Annotated in this window: 18 protein-coding genes; 9 read left to right on the top strand and 9 right to left on the bottom strand. The window is 67.8% G+C overall.

Annotated features, from left to right (window positions below; translation table 11 throughout):
* The first annotated feature begins 94 nt into the window (after window positions 1-94).
* Window positions 95-1,243 (top strand): saccharopine dehydrogenase family protein, encoded by a 1,149-nt coding sequence (locus tag VGI62_RS00650; RefSeq protein ID WP_331502451.1) that lies wholly within the window; start codon window positions 95-97, stop codon window positions 1,241-1,243.
* A 92-nt stretch (window positions 1,244-1,335) separates the two neighbouring features.
* Here the strand turns inward: VGI62_RS00650 and VGI62_RS00645 are convergent, their stop codons facing one another.
* Window positions 1,336-1,704: a hypothetical protein gene (locus tag VGI62_RS00645; protein ID WP_331502450.1), complete on the bottom strand. Its 369-nt coding sequence runs from the start codon at window positions 1,702-1,704 to the stop codon at window positions 1,336-1,338.
* Window positions 1,705-1,797: 93 nt separating this feature from the next.
* Complete coding sequence (locus VGI62_RS00640; protein WP_331502449.1) at window positions 1,798-2,400, bottom strand: glutathione S-transferase N-terminal domain-containing protein; 603 nt, start codon at window positions 2,398-2,400, stop codon at window positions 1,798-1,800.
* Between the two features lie 156 nt (window positions 2,401-2,556).
* Here VGI62_RS00640 and VGI62_RS00635 point away from each other — a divergent pair, with 156 nt between their 5' ends.
* Entirely contained in the window at window positions 2,557-3,528 is a 972-nt protein-coding gene (locus VGI62_RS00635) for an SDR family oxidoreductase (RefSeq protein ID WP_331502448.1), read from the top strand.
* 77 nt (window positions 3,529-3,605) lie between these two features.
* Here the strand turns inward: VGI62_RS00635 and VGI62_RS00630 are convergent, their stop codons facing one another.
* Window positions 3,606-3,833 carry a DUF6471 domain-containing protein gene (locus tag VGI62_RS00630; protein WP_331502447.1) on the bottom strand — a complete coding sequence of 76 codons (228 nt, stop codon included), beginning with the start codon at window positions 3,831-3,833 and terminating at the stop codon, window positions 3,606-3,608.
* Between the two features lie 240 nt (window positions 3,834-4,073).
* Here VGI62_RS00630 and VGI62_RS00625 point away from each other — a divergent pair, with 240 nt between their 5' ends.
* Both VGI62_RS00625 and VGI62_RS00620 read left to right on the top strand, forming a co-directional pair.
* Window positions 4,074-4,826 (top strand): PIG-L family deacetylase, encoded by a 753-nt coding sequence (locus tag VGI62_RS00625; RefSeq protein ID WP_331502446.1) that lies wholly within the window; start codon window positions 4,074-4,076, stop codon window positions 4,824-4,826.
* A gap of 561 nt (window positions 4,827-5,387) precedes the next feature.
* Complete coding sequence (locus VGI62_RS00620; RefSeq protein WP_331502445.1) at window positions 5,388-5,567, top strand: RcnB family protein; 180 nt, start codon at window positions 5,388-5,390, stop codon at window positions 5,565-5,567.
* Here VGI62_RS00620 and VGI62_RS00615 read toward each other — a convergent pair.
* The 3 genes from VGI62_RS00615 to VGI62_RS00605 all read right to left on the bottom strand — a co-directional run bounded on the left by VGI62_RS00615 (window position 5,564) and on the right by VGI62_RS00605 (window position 9,342).
* Window positions 5,564-6,727, bottom strand: coding sequence for a Gfo/Idh/MocA family oxidoreductase (locus VGI62_RS00615; protein WP_331502444.1), 1,164 nt, complete (start codon window positions 6,725-6,727; stop codon window positions 5,564-5,566). The two genes, VGI62_RS00620 and VGI62_RS00615, sit on opposite strands and share 4 nt — an antisense overlap.
* 131 nt (window positions 6,728-6,858) lie before the next feature.
* The gene (locus VGI62_RS00610) at window positions 6,859-8,673 is read right to left on the bottom strand and encodes a PBP1A family penicillin-binding protein (RefSeq protein ID WP_331502481.1); all 1,815 of its coding nucleotides are present in this window, start codon (window positions 8,671-8,673) and stop codon (window positions 6,859-6,861) included.
* A 174-nt stretch (window positions 8,674-8,847) separates the two neighbouring features.
* Entirely contained in the window at window positions 8,848-9,342 is a 495-nt protein-coding gene (locus VGI62_RS00605; protein ID WP_331502443.1) for a hypothetical protein, read from the bottom strand.
* A gap of 230 nt (window positions 9,343-9,572) precedes the next feature.
* On the opposite strand from VGI62_RS00605, the gene VGI62_RS00600 reads away from it, so the two are divergent.
* The gene (locus VGI62_RS00600) at window positions 9,573-10,616 is read left to right on the top strand and encodes an energy transducer TonB (RefSeq protein WP_331502442.1); all 1,044 of its coding nucleotides are present in this window, start codon (window positions 9,573-9,575) and stop codon (window positions 10,614-10,616) included.
* 122 nt (window positions 10,617-10,738) lie between these two features.
* Here the strand turns inward: VGI62_RS00600 and VGI62_RS00595 are convergent, their stop codons facing one another.
* Window positions 10,739-11,359, bottom strand: coding sequence for a ParB-like protein (locus VGI62_RS00595; RefSeq protein WP_331502441.1), 621 nt, complete (start codon window positions 11,357-11,359; stop codon window positions 10,739-10,741).
* Between the two features lie 46 nt (window positions 11,360-11,405).
* Between VGI62_RS00595 and VGI62_RS00590 the strand changes: the two genes are divergently transcribed.
* The 3 genes from VGI62_RS00590 to VGI62_RS00580 all read left to right on the top strand — a co-directional run bounded on the left by VGI62_RS00590 (window position 11,406) and on the right by VGI62_RS00580 (window position 13,393).
* Window positions 11,406-11,786, top strand: a complete 381-nt coding sequence (locus VGI62_RS00590) for a hypothetical protein (protein ID WP_331502440.1) — start codon at window positions 11,406-11,408, stop codon at window positions 11,784-11,786.
* A gap of 8 nt (window positions 11,787-11,794) precedes the next feature.
* Window positions 11,795-12,991, top strand: a complete 1,197-nt coding sequence (locus tag VGI62_RS00585) for a cytochrome P450 (RefSeq protein ID WP_331502439.1) — start codon at window positions 11,795-11,797, stop codon at window positions 12,989-12,991.
* Window positions 12,992-13,084: 93 nt separating this feature from the next.
* Window positions 13,085-13,393 (top strand): UrcA family protein, encoded by a 309-nt coding sequence (locus VGI62_RS00580; RefSeq protein WP_331502438.1) that lies wholly within the window; start codon window positions 13,085-13,087, stop codon window positions 13,391-13,393.
* Window positions 13,394-13,456: 63 nt separating this feature from the next.
* On the opposite strand, the gene VGI62_RS00575 is transcribed toward VGI62_RS00580, so the two are convergent.
* A complete protein-coding gene (locus VGI62_RS00575; RefSeq protein ID WP_331502437.1) occupies window positions 13,457-14,983 on the bottom strand; it encodes a M20/M25/M40 family metallo-hydrolase in 1,527 nt (508 codons plus the stop codon).
* Between the two features lie 178 nt (window positions 14,984-15,161).
* Here VGI62_RS00575 and VGI62_RS00570 point away from each other — a divergent pair, with 178 nt between their 5' ends.
* Entirely contained in the window at window positions 15,162-16,184 is a 1,023-nt protein-coding gene (locus VGI62_RS00570; protein WP_331502436.1) for a hypothetical protein, read from the top strand.
* An 11-nt stretch (window positions 16,185-16,195) separates the two neighbouring features.
* On the opposite strand, the gene VGI62_RS00565 is transcribed toward VGI62_RS00570, so the two are convergent.
* Window positions 16,196-16,405, bottom strand: coding sequence for a dodecin family protein (locus tag VGI62_RS00565; protein ID WP_331502435.1), 210 nt, complete (start codon window positions 16,403-16,405; stop codon window positions 16,196-16,198).
* Window positions 16,406-16,495: the final 90 nt, after the last annotated feature.

Below are 16,495 nucleotides of genomic sequence, written 5' to 3'. Positions count from 1 at the left end.
GATCATGGCCAAGCCGGCGGGCTGCGTCGAACGATTGCTTACAGCGTCAAGCGTGGGCAGGGTGCCGCCGCATCGTCGCCAAGGAAACCGCACTATGAAGCCCAACGCCGAGTTCGACATCATCGTCTATGGCGCCACCGGCTACACCGGACGGCTGGTCGCTGAATACCTGGCCCAACGCTACGGCATCGGCGGCGAGGTGAAATGGGCGATGGCCGGGCGCAGCGCCGCCAAGCTGGCGCAGGTCCGCGACGAGATGGGCGCGCCAAAGGACACGGCGCTGATCGTCGCCGACGCCGACAATCCGGCGGAGCTCGACGCGATGGTCCGCCGCGCCAAGGCGATCATCACCACGGTCGGGCCCTACCAACTCTATGGTGACAAGCTCGTGGCGGCCTGCGTGGCGGCCGGGACCGACTGCCTGGACCTCACGGGCGAGCCCAACTGGATGGCCACGATCATCGCCGCCCACCACGCGGGCGCCAAGAAGAGCGGCGCGCGGATCGTTCATTCCTGCGGCTTCGACTCTATTCCCTTCGAGCTCGGCGTCTTTTTCGCCGAGGAGACAGCCAAGGCGAAGCTGGGCGCGGCGGTTCCCCGCGTGAAGGGCCGAGTCCGCGCCATCCAAGGCGGGCTCTCCGGCGGCACGGCCGCAAGTGGAGCTGCGACCATGGCGGCGCTGCAGAAGGACCCTGGTCTCATCGCTCTGATGATGAACCCGTTTGCGCTCACCCCTGGCTTTGAAGGACCCCCTCAGCCGGCGGCCAATTCCGTTGAGCATGATCCGGACGTCGGCGCCGACGTCGGGCCGTTCATGATGGCGGCGATCAACACCAAGAACGTTCACCGCTCGAACGCCCTCATGGGTCACCCCTGGGGTACGGACTTCGTTTATGACGAGATGGCGGTGGTGATCCCGGGCGCGCCCACAGAGTTTACCGGCATGGAGAACCCGCCCAAGCCCGGCGAGGGACCCTCCAAGGCCGAGCGCGAGGCCGGCTTCTACGATATCGCCTTCATTGGCATTGCGCCCGATGGGCGGAAGGTCCGGGTCTCGGTGAAGGGCGACCGCGATCCCGGCTACGGCTCGACCTCCAAGATGCTGGCCGAGGCCGCGATCTGCTTGATCAAGGATACGCCGGACGTTCCAGGCGGCGTCTGGACACCCGGTGCGGCGATGCAGACTAGGCTCGTCGACAGGCTTCAGAAGAACGCTGGCCTAACCTTTGCGGTGGAAGGCTAGCGCCCTGATCGCGAGATAGGTCGGTCAACCATCCGACCTCGCCGCCGTCCTCCCCCGCAAAGGAGGGGGACGGGGCGCGACCACCACGGGCCTTAGCAGGCGTAGCGGGTGGCCACCGGAACGTTGCGGCCGATGTAGGGATCCCAGACCCACCGGGTGCTCTCGCAGACCCGGTAGGCGGGCGGGGCGTAGGCGTAGCCGTAGCTGTAGGCCGGATAGTATCCGGCGCCGTAGTAGCCGCCATAGTAACCGCGGTTGTAGTAGCCGTGGTTGCTCGCAATGGCCGCGCCCAACGCCAAGCCTACGACACCGGCAGCCACGGCGGCGCCGGCATTGTTGTGCCCGTAGTAGTGGCCGTAATGGCTGTAGCCGTGAGGACGCGCCTGGGCCGGAGCCGCCGTCGCGCAGACTGCGCCCCCAAGCGTGATCGCCGCCATCGCGGCCGTGAGAACCTTTCTCATCGTTGCTTCCTCGTAAGGCTTACGGCCGGAAGGCCTAATGTTCGTCCTCGCCAGGCTACGAAGCGGCGACTGAATGGCGGCTGAACGGGGGTGTTACCTGACTGCAGGTTCGGCAAGGCCTTCGTGTTCCATGGCCAGGCGCACCGCGGGGCGGGCCTTCATCCGCGCCACGAAGGCCGGCAGCGGATCGGGCAGGGTGATCCCGAACCCTGAGGCCCACCGGCACATCACAAAGAGATATGCATCGGCGACGGTGGCTGTCCGGCCGAACAGGTAGTCGTCCGTCAGGCCTTGGGCGAGCAGGGCCAGCCGCCGGCCGATGACCTGGGCTGCCTCAGCCTTCTCCGGGTCCCCCGCGCCGGGCCTGAAATAGGGTTTGAAGCTCTTGTGGATCTCCGAGGAGATGTAGGCGAGCGTCTCCAGCAGGCGATATCGGCCCATCGGCCCGGGAGGGCTCAGCGAGCTGTCCTGGTCCGTCACCCAGCTGAGGATGGCGATGTTCTCGGTCAGCACCTGGCCGTCGTCGAACTCCAGGGCGGGCACATAGCCCTTTGGGTTTATCTGCAGGAAGTCCCGCCCGTCTTCGGTCGTCTTAGCCTTCAGGTCGACCCGGATACGGTCGAAGTCGAGGCGGGCCTCGTGAAGGGCGATGTGATCAGCAAGGCTGCAGGCGCCTGGTGACAGATAGAGCTTCATGGCTTGCCCTTTGGGTCTTGAGGGGGTGGGTGCGGCGGCAAAACCCGCCGCGCCGGGTCCACGTTCCGCCGCGTCACAGTGGACGGCCACGGGGCGGCGCGCCAAGCTGGCGTCGAGCCTCACGGAAGCTCGGGGCCTAATCCAGGGAAGCGCGCAATGCAGGACTTCGCAGGCAAGATCGCCATCGTCACTGGCGGCGGAACCGGCATGGGGCGCGAGCTCGCCCGCCAGCTGATCGCAGAGGGCTGCAGCGTCGCCATGTGCGATGTCTCCGCGAAGAACATGGCCGAGACCATCGCGCTATGCGAGGCGGACGGCGTTCCGCAGGGCGCCCGGGTCACCGCACACCTGGCCGACGTTTCGGACGAGACCCAGCTGATGCGCTTCCGCGATGAGGCGGCGGCTCAGCACGATACCGACAAGCTCCACCTGCTCTTCAACAACGCCGGCATCGGCGGCGGCGGCTCGATGATCCTCGACAGCCGCCAGGAGTGGGAGCGGACGTTCAACGTCTGCTGGGGCGGGGTCTATCTTGGGGTGCGCACGTTCCTGCCCATGCTGCAGGCGGCCGATCAGGCCCACATCGTCAACACCTCCAGCGTCAACGGTTTCTGGGCGAGCCTCGGTCCGAACGTCAGCCACACGGCCTACGCCGCGGCGAAGTTCGCGGTGAAGGGGTTCTCCGAAGCCCTGATCACCGACCTGGCGCTCAACGCCCCTCACATCAAGGTCTCGGTCGTGATGCCCGGTCACATCGGCACGTCCATCGTCGCCAACTCCCGAAAGGTGATGAGCGGCCGCGATGAGGACACGCTGAGCGAGGAGGACCTTGTCCGCGCCCGCGAGCGCATCGCCCGCGCCGGCGTCGACGTGAGCCAGCTTCCCGACGCGGCCCTGCAGGCCATGGTCGCCGAACAACATCGCCGCTTCCTTGAGGAGGCGCCGACCACCGCGGCCGAAGCCGCCACCATCATCCTCGATGGCGTCAAAGCCGACCGCTGGCGCATCCTGGTCGGCGAGGACGCCCACCGGATGGACGCGCTGGTCCGCAAGGACCCCGAAGCGGCCTACTCGCCGGAGTTCTTCGCGGTCCTCGCCAAGGAAGTCGGCTGGAGGCTTGGCGGCTAAAGCTCCGCTTCGCGCGGGCGTCGCCCCACGCGGTACCTTGTGGCATTGGCGGTTCTGAGGGGCCGCCTCGTGGCCGTCTAAGTCAGGTCGTCGAGGCGCAGGGTCGAGATGTCCATGGCCACCAGGCACTGGATAAGGAACGTCCCGGTGAAGCCGCCTCGGCTGATCTTGTTCCTGAGGTTGGCTTCGGTCTCGCGGACGCCGATGGCGGCCAGCCGTTCGACGAGCCCTTTATATGTGACGCCCTTGCGCATCATCGCGGCCCGCAGCAGGCCCTTGGTGAAGACCACCCAGTCGCGGTCCATTCTTGCCCCCCAACATCCGAAACGCCGGCGGCGACCCAAGACCTCCCCGCCGGCTCGAAAGCTCGACCGCTCGAAGTCGGCGGGCTTGGATAATCGCGTTATCCAAGTTACGCGATTGAAACGAACGCCATCAACTTCGATACATTTACATCGTATCGCGTTATTTTAGCGGTTTCCAGTCGCTTTTGCATGGGCTTGTCGCGATGGCGCTGGGGCGGTCCTTGGCCTAGCCTCGGCGTCATGGCGACAGTGCTGGCGGTTCACGCCCATCCCGACGATATCGAGCACTTGGCGGCTGGCTCGCTGGCGGTGCTGGCGGCAAAGGGCCATGCGATCCGCATCGCCACCCTGACCGCCGGAGAATGTGGCTCCGCGCAGACCGACCTCGCCGCCACCGCGCGCATCCGCAAGGCGGAGGCGGCCGCCGCGGCCGCCCTGATCGGGGCCGAATACGCCTGCGCCGACCTGCCCGACCTGGGCGTCTTCAACGACGACGCCTCGCGCCGCGCGGTGACCGAACTCATTCGATGGGGCCGCGCCGAGGTGGTGATCGCCGCCTCACCGGCCGACTACCACCCCGACCATGAGGCGGCGAGCCAACTCACCCGAGATGCCTGCTTCGCCGCCTCCGTGCCCAACTACCGGACAGGTCCGGCCGCAGCCCTGGAGGCCATCCCGCACCTCTATTTCATGGACCCGATCGGTGGGCGCGATCGGCAGGGAAATCGCATCGTCCCCGATTTCGGAGTCGATATCGCCGAGGGGTTCGCCATGAAACGGCAGATGCTGGCGTGTCATGCCAGCCAGGCCGCCTGGGTCGCCCGCCAGCATGGGATCGCCGACCACCTGGGTTCCATGGAGCGCTGGTCCCGCCGCCGCGGCCGCGACTTCGGCCGCGAGTTGGGCGAGGGCTTTCGCCAGTATCGGCACGAACCCTACCCGAAGACGCCGCTGCTGCAGGACCTTTTCGGCGAGGCGCTGGTAACGGTCTGAACGCCGGCGACGTTTCCGGTGAAGACTTGGCGCGCCTTGCGAGTAGGCTCGCCCCGTAGCGAGAAGGAGATCGTGTTGGACAGGCGCCTCTTCATCACCTCAGCCTTGTCGCTGTTCGCTCCCGGCCTTGCGCTAGCCCAGCGTCCCGATCGCGGCGGGGGGAGCGGCGGCGAGGCCCCGTTAGGTCAACAGCCGCCTGCTGGCCGCGGCAGAGGTGGCCGGCCGGGCGGATCCGGTGGCGGACAGGGCGGTCGTCCAAGTGGCGGCGGAACCGGGGGCGGTCGCCCCGGCGGAGGACAGGGCGCGGCTCCAGGCGGCGGAGGCGGTGGACGTCCCGGCGGTGGCAGGCCGCCCAACGCAGGCGGACAGCGGCCTCCCTCGGGCCAGCGGCCTCCTGGTCAGCGGCCTCCGCACCAGGGCGGGCATCGCCCGCCTTCGCGACCTCGGCCGCCACCGCCGATCGGGCCGCACCGGCCGGGTTCGGGGCGCCCGCCCAACTTCCGGCCCGTCCATGGCCGGCCGTGGCGCTATCCTCCTGGCTGGCGTTATCGCAGGTGGAGCGTGGGCCTGACCCTGCCGGCGCTGTTCCTGACGCCTCAGTTCTTCATCGACGACACCCTCACCATGGGTGTCGCCGGGGCCCCCTTCGGGTTCCGCTGGGTGCGTTTCGGACCTGACCTGCTGCTTGTGGAACTCCGCACCGGCCGCATCGTCGACGTGATCTACGGCGCCTTCTTCTAGGACCGCTTCATCGCCGCATCGTAGCGCGCCCACATCGGGCGGCAGTCCAGCATCTCGCCCGACGTCATGGCCTCGTCTATGGCCATGACCGTCAACCCGGCCTCCAGGCCCTCGAACGGCGTGACCGGGAATGGCGCGCCATCCTGCAGCGAGGCCAGCAGGTCGCGGGCCATGGCCTGGTCGGCGCCGTTGTGCGCGTCGGCAGTGCGGCCGCCGTAGTCGATCCGCTCCGGTTTCTGTCGCGAGAGCGCGCGACGCACCATCAGCCTATTGCGGACCAAATCGGCGATCAGCGTCCCTTCGGTCCCGGCCACGTACCAACGCCGCTCGGTCAGGCCCACGTGGCTGTTGGCGTGGAACGACAGCCTCACCCGGTTTTCGTACTCGACCATCGCGGTCTGGTGATCGGTGACGTCCATGTCGGATTGGAAGGCGTCGTTGGCGCCCATCCAGCCGGGGTCGGGGACCACATAAGCCGGCTCACCATCGTCCCAGGTCCGGCTCGCCGCCGCGCGCTCGGCGGTGAAGATCCGACGACCGCCAAAGCTCGCCACCTTTGCAGGGCGCGCGCCGGCGATCCGCCCGAAAATATCGAAGTCGTGGCAGACCTTGTCGAGCAGGTAGGACCCTCCCCATTGAGCGCGCCGCCGCCAATTCCGCGCCAGATAGCCGCCGTGCTCGGGGCCCAGGTGCTCTGTGGCGTCGATGGAGACGATCTCGCCCAGCTCGCCTGAGTCCACGCGCGCGATGACTTCGCGCACGATCGGCATCGAGCGCATCACAAGGCCGATGTACAGCGGAGGACCCGCGGCCTGCGTCAGGCGGCTCGCCAGCGCCAGGCTCTCAGCCTGGGTGCGCACGATCGGCTTTTCGGCGAACACCGGAAAACCGGCGTCCAGCGCCAGGTTGATATGCTCGAAATGCAGGTGGTTGGGCGTGCCCACCATGACCAGGTCGAAGGGCCCCTGCGCCAATACCTCCGCGGGCGTGGCGAAGCTCGGTCCCCCGGCGATCCCGGCGGCGGCCAGGATCTGCGCGCCGACCGGCGCCGGATCGACCTGGCCCGCCACCTTCAGGCTCCAGCCGACCTCGCGCATAGCGGCCAGCACATGGGCGATCCGCTGTCCAAGGCCTATCACCCCGATCCGGTAGGTCTTCATCAGGTTGTCCGTGTTGGCTCTGACCGCGACCTCAGCATGTTCCGCAGGGATCGGCCACTTGCGCGCGGTTTTCGGCTAAAGGCCTTGGCGCCCGCAGGGGTATTGCGCCCCGCCGGAACTTGGACACCAACCTAGGTCGGCGCACCCGCGGTGGGCTGCGGGGCAGCGTCCGTCGGCTCGCTCGGCGCCGCCACAGGCGTCGGTGCGACCGGCAGGGGCGCCGGCGGCCCGGGCGGTATCGGGCCGTTGGGCAGGCGCTTCAGCGCCTGAGCCATGTAGCCGCGCCAGATCTCCGAAGGGGCCATCGCTCCGGTAATCCCGCGCATCGAGGTGTTATTGTCGCGACCCACCCAGACCACAGTGGAAAGCCCACCGGTGTAGCCGCAGAACCAGGCGTCCTTGTAGTCCGAGGTCGTCCCGGTCTTCCCGGCCAGGTCATAGCCCGGTACCATCGCATGCGTGCCGGTGCCGATCTTCATCACCGTGCGCATCATCTGCTGCATCTCGCCCAGCGGCGGGTTCTGGATCGCCTGCACCGGTGAGCTCGCCCGATGCTGGAAGAGCAGCTGGCCGCCGCTGGTGCGGATCCGTTCGATGCCATAGGCCGCCACGCGGTAGCCGCCGTTGCCGAAGGCGCCGTAGGCCTGGGCCATCTCCAGCGGCGTGACCAGGTTCGTGCCGAGCGCCATCGCAGGGTCGGTGTTGAGGGTCGAGCTGATCCCGAGCCGGTGGGCGGTGGCTGCAACGTTGTCACGCCCCACCTGGTCGGCGAGCCGCGCCGCCACGGTATTGATCGAGTGCGCCAGCGCCTGTTCCAGGGTGACCTGACCCATGAACTCGGGCTCGAAGTTGCGGGGCGACCAGCCGTTGATGGTCACCGGCTCGTCGACAACGATCATGTCCGGGGTGCCGCCGGCCTCCATGGCCGTCAGATAGACGAAGGGTTTCCAGGATGAGCCCGCCTGCCGGTGGGCGTTGACCGCACGATTGTAGGGGCTGTGCCCATAGTCCACGCCGCCCACCATCGCGCGCACGCGCCCCGCGCCATCCAGCGTCACCACGGCCGCCTGCTCGACACCCTGGTTGGCGAAACGCTCCGCTGTCTTCCTTGCCGCATCGCCCGCGGCGATCTCGGCCGGCAGATCCAGCGTGGTCTCGACCACGAGGTCCTGCTTCACCGGTCCGACCACGGCGCGTGTCTGGCCGTCCAGCCAGTCAACGAAATACTGCGCCGGCGCCGATGGGGCGGTCGGCCAGACCCTGGGAGTCTGGCTCAAAGCCTTGGCCCGCTCGGCCGGACTGATCGCTCCGGTCTCCACCATCGCATCGAGCACCAGCTTGGTTCGTTCGGCCGAGTTCTCCGGCTGGTCCGCCGGATCGTAGTGGGTCGGCGACTTCAGGATTCCGGCCAGCATGGCGGCCTCCCTGACCGTCAGCCTGGACGCCGGCTTGTTGAAATATCGCTGGGACGCCGCCTCGAGCCCGTAGGCCCCCTCGCCGAAATAGACGCGGCTCAGGTAGAGGCCGAGGATCTGCTTCTTCGTATAGGTGCGCTCGAGCTGCACGGCATACATGAGCTCGGTCGCCTTGCGCTCGATCGTCTGGTCGGCGCTGAGATAGAGGTTGCGCGCCAGCTGCTGGGTGATGGTCGAGGCGCCCTGGCTCTTGCCGGCGCTCAGGTCGGCCACGACCGCGCGCGCCATGCCCACGGGATCAAAGCCAGAATGTTCATAGAACCGCCGGTCCTCGATGGAGACGAACGCCGCCGGCACGTAGGCCGGGAGCTTGGCCAGGTCGACCGGCGGAGCGTAACGGCCGCCCCGTACGCCGATCACGGCGCCTGATCGGTCGACGTAGGTGATCTGCGCGGGACGGGTCAGGGGGGGCAGGCGCGGCAGGTCAGGCGCGGACAGCGACAGGGAACCAGCGGCAAGAAGGGCAAGCACCAAGGCAAGAGTCTCCTGGACGGACGCGCGGCCCCTCAGCGCGAATCCGGATTCGTGTCCCTTGTGTCGCGCCTCAGCCTTTCAAGAAAGATAATTCGCCGTAATGCGGCGACCGGGCGCGGCCTGCCGCCGCGCCTGCGCGGCCAGCTTGGCCCGCTTCCCGGCGCGCGCGCCCTACCAGCCTCGGCTGCGGGCGGTAATCACCAGGTGCGGGGCGGCGAGTTGGTCGGGGGCTCCCATCGCCAGCGTACGGATCACCGCCTCGGTGGCGCCGGCGCCCCGCAAGCCGTCGACCACGGCCTTTGCGCGGGCCTGGGCGATCTCCTGCTGGTGAGCGATTGCGCCGTGGCTGTCGGCTGAGGGCAGGATCACGACTGCGACGCCCGGGTTGCACTTCAGCCAGACAGCCGCCTTGGCGACCTGCCGCTGGGCGACGTCGCTGAGCCCGGTTTCTGCGAAGCCGAAACCCACTTCCATCGGCGAGACAGAGGCGATGTCGCCCACCGGGCAAGCCGCAGGCTTGGCGCCCTCGCCGGCGCGGGTCTGCAGAACCGCCTGGCTGGGCGTCGGCTTTATCCGCTCGGTCATGCAGCCGCCGAGCGCCATGGCGCAGATCAGGCCGACGACGGACGCGGCTATGGGGGCGCGGAAGCGGGCGTGTCTGCTCATCTGCCGCAGCTACCACCACGCCCCAAAGGCGCCTAGTCGCGCCGGCACGCCATCCTTGGCCGACTGTGGGTTATTCCGGGCAGCCGGACTTGCATCGCGGCCCAGGTTCGGGGTCCGGTCGGAGCCCCGAAGACGTCCAATCCGCCCGACTAGACGGGAGCCCTCGGGCTGCGCCGGAATTTCAGCGCGATGCCGGTTTGGATTACGTTCGGCGTCCAGAGGAGGCGATCATGCCGCTGATCCTGATGCTCGCCGCCCTGGCTGCGCAGCCACCAAACACGGTTTCCCCCGTCGTTGTGACCGGCGTAACCGCACCGGCGACCACGGTGCGAATGGACGGCAAGGACCCGGCGAGCCGGGCGATTATGGATGCCTGGCCGAGCCCCGCCTACGATTCAACCCAGGACGGACGGGTCGTGTTGAGCTGCCGGGTCGACAGGCACGGCCTGGCCGAGTGGTGCGAGGTGGCCTCCGAATCCCCCAAGGGGGCCGGCTTCGGCGAGTTGGCTCTGCAGATGCGGATGCTACTCAAGGTCACGCCGCCCCGCGGCCCCGACGGACCGATCATGGCCACGATGCCGCTCGCCGTGGAGTTCAAGAGCACCGACGAACATCCGTCCACGCAAGCCTACCGTCCGCATGACGCCCTTCAGCCGGACAGCGTCAACATCTGGAATGATCCTGTGTGGGCGCAGGCGCCTCGCTTTGAGGATCTCGCGAGGGTTTATCCGGCCGGCGGCCGGGGCGTGGAGGGTTATGTCGTACTGCATTGCCTCACCGGCGCATCCGGCGGCCTCTCGGATTGCACGATCCTGAAAGAAACCCCGATCGGCCACGGATTCGGCCGCGCGGCGCTCCGGCTCAAACCAAAGTTCCTGGTCGACACCCGGCGAGAGCCGCCGCATCGGCGAACATTGCTGTGGGTGGACATTCCGATTCGGTTTCCGCCGGCCAGCCAAATCGACCGAGTCGTTGATGCGCCTATCTGGGTCGCGGGTTTCGATGCGCGATCGGCGATCAAGTTGTTCCCGCCCGAGGCTGCTGCCGAAAAGGTGACGAGCGGCCGCGGCGTGGCGCGCTGCCAGATCGCTTCCGACGGCTCGCTGCGCGCTTGCAGGCCGACCGGCGAGGAGCCTTCCGGGCTGGGATTCTCCGAGGCCGCCGCCAAGCTTGCAGGGACGCTCAGAGCGAACCTCTGGTCGCTGGATGGCGCGCCCGTCAGCGACGGGGAGGTCGAGGTCGCTATTCGGCTGAACCTGAAACCCCCTTCGTAAGACTACCGGCGCGACCGTTCCTCCCCACCGGCGGAGGCAGCTCAGCCGACAGAGGTTAGCCTCCGCTGGCTGGGGATCCCTTCAGCCGCTTTCTCGGTCCCCCAAAGCCCGTGGCGCTTGCTCTAGTCCGGGGAGCTCGGTCCGCACCAGCCGGGCATGAAGTCCGCCGTGTCAGCCTTGGCGAGCTTCAGGGCGTGGGAAAGCGCCGCGCCGAAATCCTCGGCCAGCAGCCTGGGCTTCACCCGCCGGCGCAGGTAGTTGGCCCAGATGAACTCGCTGAACGGGGTGATGTCCTTGGCGAATCCGCCGGCTCGGCGAAGTTCGCCCGCCAGGCTGCGGTAGGGGTCGTCGGGCAGGTCGGCGACTGCGATGGGAATCGCCTTGAATGCGACGCGCTCGCCCGAGGCGTCGTAGGGGTGGCACCAGGCGCGCTGGTCGAGATAGCTCCAGAACTCCGGCCGCTTGAGCCCGCGCAGGTCGGAGATCACATCGACCAATATATCCTTCACCCCTTCCTCCAGGAGGGCTCGGCAGAGGTGATGGTGGTCGAGGATGTAATGCCGGTCCTTCGGTCCCTTGACCACCGGGATCATGTGCCGGCCCAGGTACTCGGAGCCTTCGGCGCCGCCCTTTTCGCGCCACAGCCGACGCTTTTCAGCGACTTCGCGATAGCCCACGGTGATCTGGGTTGGATGCAGCTCCTTGATCGCCACCGGATTCAGTACAGGCTCATGCCGCGACATGCCCCAGTCCCTTTCTGAGCTTCCCATAACCGGAGACTAGGAAGCCATGAGTGCGCTCTACGTCCAAATCGCGATGTGCCTAGGCGCAGCCTGGCTGGCCGGGGGCGTCATTGGAGCCGAGCGCAGCTTCCGCGCCCGGGCGGCGCTGCGCTGGGTGGAGGCCATATTTCCGGCGCGCGTCTACGCTTGGTCGCGCTTTCGCTTCCGAGCGGCCGAAGCCCCCGACCAGGCGAGCCTGATCGACCTCCTGCGCCGGCACGATGTGTCGCTGCGCGAACTTAGCTTCGGCCGTTCCCATGACGGCGCCATTCTCGAGTTCAGCGGCAATGTGATGGCGGCCGACGACCGAGCGCTCGATGCGCTTGCAGCCAGCTTGCGCGAACTCGCCAGCCTGGCCGAATTCGAGCTTTCCCGGATCAGCAAATAGGGCCCGCCATGAAGATCGACCTTCTGTCGCCGACGAGCTTTTCCGACGGCCAGCCGCACGACCAGTTCCGCTGGCTGCGCGAGAACGAGCCTGTGCGTTGGCATGACGAGCCGGGCGGCCGCGGCTTCTGGGCGGTGACCCGACACGCCGACGTCTGGGCCGTCGACCGCGATTTCCAGGCCTTTTCGTCGGAGCCTACGATCATGATCCCCGACCCGCCGCCCGGTCAGGGACAGGGGTTCGGGCCCTACAAGATGATGCTGATGATGGACCCGCCGGAGCACACCGCGTTCCGCAAGCTGATCCGCCAGGAGTTCACGCTGCCGGCGGCGCACCTTCGCGAGGAACGGATCAAGGCCCTTGCCCGCGGAATCGTCGATGCGGTGATCAAAAAGGGCGAGTGCGATTTCGTCGCCGAGGTCGCAGGCGAGATGCCCTCCTTCGTCATCGCCGAACTGATGGGCTTGCCCCTGGATGACGGGCGAGAGCTCTACAAGCTCACCGAGACGATCCATACCGCGCCGGAGGCCTTGCCGCCGGGCGCGGGTGGCGCTGCGGTCGCCAAGATGTTCGAATACGGCCAAGGCGTAATCGCAGAAAAGCGCGCCCGACCCGGCGACGATCTGGCCTCCAGGCTTCTGGCCTGCGAGGTCGACGGCCGTCGCCTCGAGGACATGGAGTTCCTGCTGTTCTTTCTGCTGTTGGTCGACGCCGGCGGCGACACGACGCGGAACCTGTTGTCGGGCGGGCTGCTGGCCTTGATGGCGAATCCCGGCCAGTTCGCCTGGCTGATGGCTGACCTGGCCGGGCGCCTGCCCGTGGCGCGCGAGGAGTTGCTGCGCTGGACGAGCCCGGTGATCTACATGCGCCGCACCGCTCGCCATGATGTCGAGCTCGCCGGCCGGCAGATCCGCGAGGGCGACAAGGTGGTCATGTACTTCGGCGCCGCCAACCGCGACGCGACCGTATTCGACAGACCCGACGCCCTGGACCTGGCCCGCGAGCCGAACCCTCACATCGCCTTCGGCACCGGGCCGCACGGCTGCCTCGGCCAGCACATAGCCCGCATCGAGATCGACGCCATGCTCACTGAGGTCCTGACCCGCATGGGCGACTTCGAACTGGCTGCGCCGCCCCAGTGGCTGGCGTCGAACTTCATCTCGGGTCCGAGGGTCATGCCGCTGAGATTCAAGGCCCGCAAATAGGGAGGCCTGTGCCGTCCGGCACAGCCGGCCCGTCGCTTCGGCGCCAAAGCTTGGGAGTCGCATGTGGGGCGACCCAAGCGAAGGACCACCATCATGAAACGGGTTATTCCAGCCGGCGTTGCGCTCGCACTCCTTGCGGGCGCCGCCTCAGCCAGCACCGCTACGATGCGCATCCACGTCGGCGACCTCGAGCCGACCACGAGCGCCGGCGCCCAGGAGATCCTCTCCCGGATCGACATCGCCGCCAGGCAGTTCTGCACCGTCCCCGGCGAATGGACTTACGACGCCGAGTACTGGCGGTGCCACCGGACCATGGTGGCGACGGCGGTGAAGAGCCTCGACGCTCCGCTGGTCACGGCGCTCTACGACCAGCCGCAGCCGACAAGGTTCGCTCTCCGATAGTCGACCGCGTGCAAGGTCGCAGCGTCCCCGCACCCTCTCGGCGGGGACGCTGTCCTTGGTGAGTCACCAGTCCAGGTCCGCGAGCAGGCCAGCATAGACCTCGATCCCGTCCCAGAGGTTGCCGAGTCGCAGGTTTTCGTTCTGGGCGTGCTGGTTGTCGTCGTAGTTGGCGATTGAGACGCCGACCATCGGCGCCTTCATCTGGTTGACGATCTCGGCCATGCCGGAGCTTGCGCCGGAGAACGGCAGCCGTAGCACCGGGTAGCCGACTGTGCGGCCGATCGCCTCCGCCACCGCCTTGGCCGCCGGACCCTCCATCGGCGATTCTGTGGCGACGGATTCACCCTCGTCCCAATTGATCCGCACCACCTTCGGGTGCGCTAGCCGCGTCGCCAGGTCCGGCGTCCCGCGCACGATGAACCAGCCCTGGTTAATCAAAAAGGCCTCGGTCAGCGCGTGCACGCGGGCCGGCGTCTCGCCGGGGGCGAGTCGGAAGTCGAACGAGGCGTTCGCCTCGGTGGCGATGGCGTTGGCGGCGTTTGGCCCTTCGTCACCGGCATGGATCGCCCGGACATTCAGGGTCGGCGCCATATAGCCGTCGGCGAGCCTCGGCGGGCCGATGTTGCGGCCAAGGCCCAGCGCCGTCTTCAGGCTGGTCTCCACGGCGGGTAGGGCGGCCAGCGCGGCCCGGTCGGCCGCCGAAACGGGCTGGACGTCGTCATAGATGCCGGGGATCAGGATCCGCCCTTCGTCGTCGCGAAGGCTTATCACCAGCGAGGCGATCATCACCGTCGGGCTGGGCGCCCAACTGCCGTAGTGGCCGTCGTGAAGCGGCTTCAGCGGCCCATAGACCGTGGCCGTGAAGCCGGCGATCCCGCGGTTGCCGAAGTTGATCTGCTGCTTGCCCGACTGGTGCATTGGCCCGTCGCCCATGATCAGGAGGTCACCTCTGACGGTTTCCAGGTTCTTGGCCACGAGCCTCGCGAAATGTGGCGAGCCCTGCTCCTCCTCGCCCTCGTACAGCAGCTTGATGTTGACCGAGGGCTTGATCCCCGCAGCCTTCAGCGCATCCAGGGCGGAGATAAGCGCCTGGATTGAGCCCTTGTCGTCGCCGGCCGAGCGGGCGAACAGCCGCCAGTCGGGATCGAGCGGGCCGGCTGTCGCCTTCCAGTCCACGGGCCTGGCTTCCGGCAGGGCAGTCCGCATCGACGGCTCGAACGGCGTCGAGATCCAGCCCTTCTGCCCGATCGGCTGGCCGTCGTAGTGGGCGTAGAACGTCACTGTCCGTTTGGCGCCCGGGACCCTCATCTCGGCGAACACAGAGGGCGGCGTGCCGGGCTCGGAGGTCAGAAGCTGGGTTCGAAACCCGCGCTTCTCCAGCAAACCCCCAATGTAGGCGGCGTTCTTCTCCACGTCGGAAACGGTGGTCGCGACGTTGGGCATTGAGAGCAGGGCCGAGAAGTCGGCGACGATTTCCTTCTCGTGCGCCTGTCGCCAGGCTCGCACCGCGGCTTTCGGCGAGGCGGCCTGTGCCGACCCCGCGGCCATCAACGCCACCGCAGCGCCCGCGACCCATCCGCGCCAATCCATCATCCACCACCCCCTTGAGCTTCGCCGCCAAATGCCTAGCGAGCCTGCGCCGCCGACGCCAGCACGATGGCCCGCATGCCTACAGCTTCAGCATGAGGCGGCCGCCGGATCGGCGCCGCCGAATTCGCCTCGCGCGGCGCGACAGTTCTGCTACCAAAACGGCATGAAGAGGGGCTGCATGATCCGATCCGCTCTCGCGAGCCTGTTGGCCGCCGCCAGCCTCGCCCAGCCCGCCTGCGCAGCCTCGATCCCCCTCCCGCGCAGCGCCGATGGGCACCCCGACCTCTCCGGCGTCTGGACCAACGCCTCGGTGACCAAGCTCACCCGGCCGCCAGGCGTCTCCGGCCTGAGCGTCAGCCCGGCCGAGGCCAAGGCGCTGGCCGGCGCCAACCCGATGACGCGGCTCCTCGACGCCGGCTCCAAGCCGTCTGATGCGGAGGAGGGTGCGCCAACTCCGGGTGACCCCGGCGGCTACAATACCTTCTGGCTGGATCCTGGCCGCAGTCTGGCCCAGGTGAAGGGGGAGTACCGCACCTCGTGGATCGTCGACCCGACCGACGGCCAGTTGCCGTTGTCGCCGGAGGGCCGCGCCCTGGTGGCCAAGGCCAACGCCTACTCGCGGGCCGCCGACACGCCCGCCAACCCCGAGAGCCTGGAGCCCTGGGACCGCTGCCTGATATCCTCGCGCGGCTCCGGCGGGCCGGGCATGCTCAACAACATCTACAATTCCAACCTGCAGATCGTGCAGACCCGCGACCACGTGGCCATCGAGATCGAGATGATCCACGACACCCGCGCTGTCCCGGTCTTCCGCGACAAAGCCGCAGCACTATCCGCCCACGGCCCGGCGGCCCTGCACCCCTGGCTGGGCGACGCCACGGCCTGGTGGGAAGGCGACACCCTGGTCATCGAGACCATCAACGTGAACGCCGAGCAGGGTCGCGCGGGCCCGATCTATCTCACGCCCAAGGGCAGGGTCACCGAGCGCCTGACCCGCGTCTCGCCAACCCAGATCCTCTACGAGTTCCAGGTCGAAGACCCCGTCTACTACACCCGTCCCTGGCGTGCCGAGATGAGCCTCACCGCCAGCAAGGATCCGCTCTACGAATACGCCTGCCACGAAGGCAATTACGCCCTCGTCGACATCCTTAAGGGCACGCGAGCCGCCGAAAAGGCTAAACTTGGCGGCGGCGTGCAGTAGGCTCCGGGGTCCTATTCCTTCTCGTACTTGAAGCTGACCCGTAGGCGGCTGCGATAGCTGTCGATCTCGCCCGTGGCGCCCAGTGTGATGTCCAGCTCCACCACCTCGGCGACGCGCAAGTCGCGCAATGAGCCCGCCGCCGCGGCCAGGGCCTCCTTGGCGGCGTCTTCCCAGCTGGTCTTGCTGGTGCCGATGATCTCGGTGACCCGATAAACACTCATGCGCGTCTCCTCCTGCATACCCCCGATATCCAAGTCTCGCGCCCCGAGCCGTATGCAAGTCAAGCCCTCTGGGCGGGCCGCCAACCCCCT

The organism is Phenylobacterium sp., assembly GCF_036495085.1.
Taxonomy (GTDB): Bacteria; Pseudomonadota; Alphaproteobacteria; order Caulobacterales; family Caulobacteraceae; genus Phenylobacterium.
Note: the sequence above shows the minus strand (reverse complement) of the source record. Positions and strands in the feature narration are given on the sequence as shown.

What these genes read in the sequence shown, in the direction of transcription:
- VGI62_RS00650 (WP_331502451.1), top strand. Translation starts at nt 95, where the DNA reads ATGAAGCCCAACGCCGAGTTCGACATCATCGTCTATGGCGCCACCGGC.
- VGI62_RS00645 (WP_331502450.1), bottom strand. Translation starts at nt 1,704, where the DNA reads ATGAGAAAGGTTCTCACGGCCGCGATGGCGGCGATCACGCTTGGGGGC.
- VGI62_RS00640 (WP_331502449.1), bottom strand. Translation starts at nt 2,400, where the DNA reads ATGAAGCTCTATCTGTCACCAGGCGCCTGCAGCCTTGCTGATCACATC.
- VGI62_RS00635 (WP_331502448.1), top strand. Translation starts at nt 2,557, where the DNA reads ATGCAGGACTTCGCAGGCAAGATCGCCATCGTCACTGGCGGCGGAACC.
- VGI62_RS00630 (WP_331502447.1), bottom strand. Translation starts at nt 3,833, where the DNA reads ATGGACCGCGACTGGGTGGTCTTCACCAAGGGCCTGCTGCGGGCCGCG.
- VGI62_RS00625 (WP_331502446.1), top strand. Translation starts at nt 4,074, where the DNA reads ATGGCGACAGTGCTGGCGGTTCACGCCCATCCCGACGATATCGAGCAC.
- VGI62_RS00615 (WP_331502444.1), bottom strand. Translation starts at nt 6,727, where the DNA reads ATGAAGACCTACCGGATCGGGGTGATAGGCCTTGGACAGCGGATCGCC.
- VGI62_RS00605 (WP_331502443.1), bottom strand. Translation starts at nt 9,342, where the DNA reads ATGAGCAGACACGCCCGCTTCCGCGCCCCCATAGCCGCGTCCGTCGTC.
- VGI62_RS00600 (WP_331502442.1), top strand. Translation starts at nt 9,573, where the DNA reads ATGCCGCTGATCCTGATGCTCGCCGCCCTGGCTGCGCAGCCACCAAAC.
- VGI62_RS00595 (WP_331502441.1), bottom strand. Translation starts at nt 11,359, where the DNA reads ATGTCGCGGCATGAGCCTGTACTGAATCCGGTGGCGATCAAGGAGCTG.
- VGI62_RS00590 (WP_331502440.1), top strand. Translation starts at nt 11,406, where the DNA reads ATGAGTGCGCTCTACGTCCAAATCGCGATGTGCCTAGGCGCAGCCTGG.
- VGI62_RS00585 (WP_331502439.1), top strand. Translation starts at nt 11,795, where the DNA reads ATGAAGATCGACCTTCTGTCGCCGACGAGCTTTTCCGACGGCCAGCCG.
- VGI62_RS00580 (WP_331502438.1), top strand. Translation starts at nt 13,085, where the DNA reads ATGAAACGGGTTATTCCAGCCGGCGTTGCGCTCGCACTCCTTGCGGGC.
- VGI62_RS00575 (WP_331502437.1), bottom strand. Translation starts at nt 14,983, where the DNA reads ATGGATTGGCGCGGATGGGTCGCGGGCGCTGCGGTGGCGTTGATGGCC.
- VGI62_RS00570 (WP_331502436.1), top strand. Translation starts at nt 15,162, where the DNA reads ATGATCCGATCCGCTCTCGCGAGCCTGTTGGCCGCCGCCAGCCTCGCC.
- VGI62_RS00565 (WP_331502435.1), bottom strand. Translation starts at nt 16,405, where the DNA reads ATGAGTGTTTATCGGGTCACCGAGATCATCGGCACCAGCAAGACCAGC.